General features: G+C 70.8%; 3 protein-coding genes. All 3 read left to right on the forward strand.

What is annotated here, in order from left to right:
• Positions 1 to 78 precede the first annotated feature (78 nt).
• From ACT84W_RS10235 to ACT84W_RS10245, 3 genes are read left to right on the forward strand one after another with little or no spacing between them, the layout of a single operon-like run.
• Positions 79 to 2,097 (forward strand): hypothetical protein, encoded by a 2,019-nt coding sequence (locus ACT84W_RS10235; RefSeq protein ID WP_444329135.1) that lies wholly within the window; start codon positions 79 to 81, stop codon positions 2,095 to 2,097.
• A 38-nt stretch (positions 2,098 to 2,135) separates the two neighbouring features.
• The gene (locus ACT84W_RS10240; protein WP_417574916.1) at positions 2,136 to 2,570 is read left to right on the forward strand and encodes a hypothetical protein; all 435 of its coding nucleotides are present in this window, start codon (positions 2,136 to 2,138) and stop codon (positions 2,568 to 2,570) included.
• A gap of 1 nt (position 2,571) precedes the next feature.
• Positions 2,572 to 2,940 carry a DUF192 domain-containing protein gene (locus ACT84W_RS10245; protein WP_417574917.1) on the forward strand — a complete coding sequence of 123 codons (369 nt, stop codon included), beginning with the start codon at positions 2,572 to 2,574 and terminating at the stop codon, positions 2,938 to 2,940.
• The last annotated feature ends 96 nt before the right edge of the window (positions 2,941 to 3,036 follow it).

Here is a 3,036-nt window from a genome sequence, read left to right on the forward strand (position 1 = left end):
GCTCACATGCGGATTGGGTCAACGGGTCGTATGACGACTGGGTCGGCGTCTGGGGTTGAGGGAACCCGCAGACGGCTCATGCTCGGCGTGGGGACATTCATCGACGACGAGGGCGGTTACACGACGGTCGCCGTCGCGGTTGCGCTGCTCCTGAGCGTCTCGCTCGTGTTCTCTGCGGCGTCGGCGCAGTGGGTGTCGGCACGCTCGGGCGAGGTCCAGCAGGTGGCCGATGCCGCCGCGGCCTCGGGGGCCAACGCCGTGGCCGCCTACGCCACCATCGCCCAGACCCTCGACGCCTGCGTCCTCAGCATGGGGCTCGCGGGCATGGTCACCTGCGGGGCGGGGCTCGTCGCGTCGTGTGTGCCGCCGCTCGCAGCTACCGGTGCCGAGCTTGTCTCCTGCGGGACGCAGGTCCTCTCCGCGCGCCGGGACTTCTCGCGAAGCGCCGCCTCGGGGCTGCGGACGCTCGAGGCGGCGCTGCCGGCCATCGTGGTATCGAATTCGGCTGCTTGCGTCCTGGCAAATTCCGAGGAGGGGCTGGCCTACGCCGGGTGCGCCGTGCCCTTTCCCCAACGCTCTCAGTCGAATTTCTCGGCGCTCGAGGCGGACGTCGACGACTCTGCGGCGGAGCAGTTGGCGCAGCAGATGCGCGAGCTCGCGGCCAAGGAGCGGGAGGCGAAGGAGCGGGCCGACGCCGCACGGGAGCGCGGCTGGAGGGCGGACTGCGGCGAGCGGCCGTACTGCCTGTGGCAGCGTGCCCAGACGCTCGCCGGCCTCGGCGATGGCGAGAACCCCTGCTACCCCTCCGCCGATTCATGGTCCTTCGGGGCCCCGCTGCAGCGGGCCCGGGCGTACTACGCGGCGAGGCTCGGCTCCTGCTCCGTGGACGGGCCGGGTGCCGAGCAGCTCACCGACGACGCATGCCGGCGGGCCTTCTACGAGTTCGCGCTGGGGGAGGTACGCCGTGGGTCGTACGCGGAGTCGCCCGACGGCGGTGTGGAGATCGACCTCCCGAGCCTGCCCCACAACGCCGACGAGACGCGCGCGACCACCCTGTACACGGACGCTGCCTGGCCGTGCTCGGCAGCCGAGGGCGGGCGCGTCCTTCACTCGTCCATGAAGTGCCCCGGGGCGGACGGAGGGTTCTGCGGCACGGCCTCGCTTGCCGATCTCGAGGCGGGAAGCGTCCTCAAGTGCGGCGAGTGCCGAATGAGCGTGGGGGAGCTGGGCCGCGCCGCTGCCGCCTCGACCTCGATCGAAAACGGCTTCGAGCATTGGTGGCGCGAGGTCGTTGAGGCGTCCAAGGACTATCAGAAGGCAAAAAAGGAGGAGGTCGAGGCCAGAAAGCAGCTCAAGGAGAAGGCCGAGCAGGGCTCCGATATGTTCAAACGGGCGATCGACGCCCTGACCGTGACGAGGCCGAAGCTCTGCCCGCCGGGTGCCTACGGGTGCGTGGCCGTGGTCGCCCGCGGTGAGGGGGCGGCGGTCCCCTCCGAGCTCACCTCCGTGTTCCTCTCGGCCGCGGCACTGCCGCCCGGGGCGGCGGTCTCCGGCGCGGCGCTCGCGCCGGACGACTCGACCGCCGAGAACAACGTCCTGGCCAGCTTCTTCGACGGCGTCTCTGCCGACGGCTCGCTCGCGGGCAGCATGGCGGACGGCGTGGCCACGCTCTGGGGCAGGCTGCTCGTGGGGTACGGGTCGGCCTACGGCTCGGTCGCGGAGGCGGGCGGAGGGTTTCTCGACAAACTCGATGGGGTGCTCGGCGGCTCCGCCGGCTCTTGGCTCAAGCGGAGGCTCGGCGAGATCATGGAGACGTGCGGGCTCACCCCCTCTGACATGCGCCTGCGCAAGCCCGTGCTCGTGAACACGCGGGAGATCCTGGGCCAGGCGGGCTACGACAAGGCGTCGACCGTGCGGGGGCTCATAAACGAGCTCCCGGATTCCGGGGACGTCTCCGATTACGTGAGGGCGTTCGCGGGATGGGCGCTCGCCACCTACGGCGACGAGGACTTCACCGTGGCCGAGCTCACGGTACCCGGCACCGAGCTCAAGATCCCGCTCAAGGTGAACCTCAAGAAGCTGGCGGGCGCGCTGTGAGGCGCCGGGCCGCCTCCCTCGGCGCCCGCGAGGGACAGATGACGGTTGAGCTTGCCGTCCTCGTGCCTCCGGCGATCGTGGTCGCGCTCATCGTCTTCAACCTCATGGGATTCCTCGACGCGTGCGCGGTGTTCGACCAAGCGAGCCTGACCGCGGTGGTCGCCCATGGCGTCGCGCCGGCGGGGACCCAGACCGCCGAGGTCGCCGAGGCCGAGGTCGCTGCGGCGATCCGCGACGCCCTGGGAAGGGAGGGGGTCTGCGAGGTGGAGGTGAGGACGAGCGGCGCCGGCGAGGATGCGCCCCCGGGGTCGCTCGTCATGTCCCCGCTGCTCACGCGCTATACCTGCACGCTCAGGTACCGGCCGTGGCCGCGGCATCTGCGGATGCCCGGAATCACGCTGGAGTCGCCGGCGGCGCTCACGCACGAGCGCTCGCTCGTCGTCGACCGGTATCGGCCAGGGGTGGTGATCTGAGATGGCCTGGGCAAGGCTCGAGGCGGACGAGCGCCCCGGCGAGGTGCTCGAGGTCCGCGTGCTCAACACCCGGGCGCAAAAGCTCCGCGGGCTGTTGGGCACGGGCCCCGAGGCTCCGCCCGTCATGCTCACTCGCTGCTCGTCGGTGCACACCTTCGGGATGCCGTACGCGCTCGACCTCGCCTTCGTCGGCGAGCGCGGGGAGGTTCTCGAGGTCTGCCGCGCGGTGGGCGGGGGGAACGTGGAGTCTAGGGAGGGCGCGTCCTGCGTGATCGAGCGCCCCGCCGCGCCGGGGGACTGGCTTCGCGAGGGCGACCATCTGTGGGCGCAGGCCGTGAGCGCCGACGGTTTTCTGGGGTCGCGACGATGAAGAGGGAGGATGCTCATGGGAATGGGCTACGCAAAGAAGACCTGCCCTAGATGCGGGGAGATGCTCTATGAGGACATGCAGGTCTGTTACGGCTGT

Source organism: Paratractidigestivibacter sp., assembly GCF_052362415.1.
In the GTDB taxonomy this organism is placed as follows: Bacteria; Actinomycetota; Coriobacteriia; order Coriobacteriales; family Atopobiaceae; genus Paratractidigestivibacter.

Excerpts from the sequence above, each read along its gene's own strand:
- ACT84W_RS10240 (WP_417574916.1), top strand. The coding sequence starts at position 2,136 with ATGACGGTTGAGCTTGCCGTCCTCGTGCCTCCGGCGATCGTGGTCGCG.
- ACT84W_RS10245 (WP_417574917.1), top strand. The coding sequence starts at position 2,572 with ATGGCCTGGGCAAGGCTCGAGGCGGACGAGCGCCCCGGCGAGGTGCTC.
- ACT84W_RS10235 (WP_444329135.1), top strand. The coding sequence starts at position 79 with ATGCTCGGCGTGGGGACATTCATCGACGACGAGGGCGGTTACACGACG.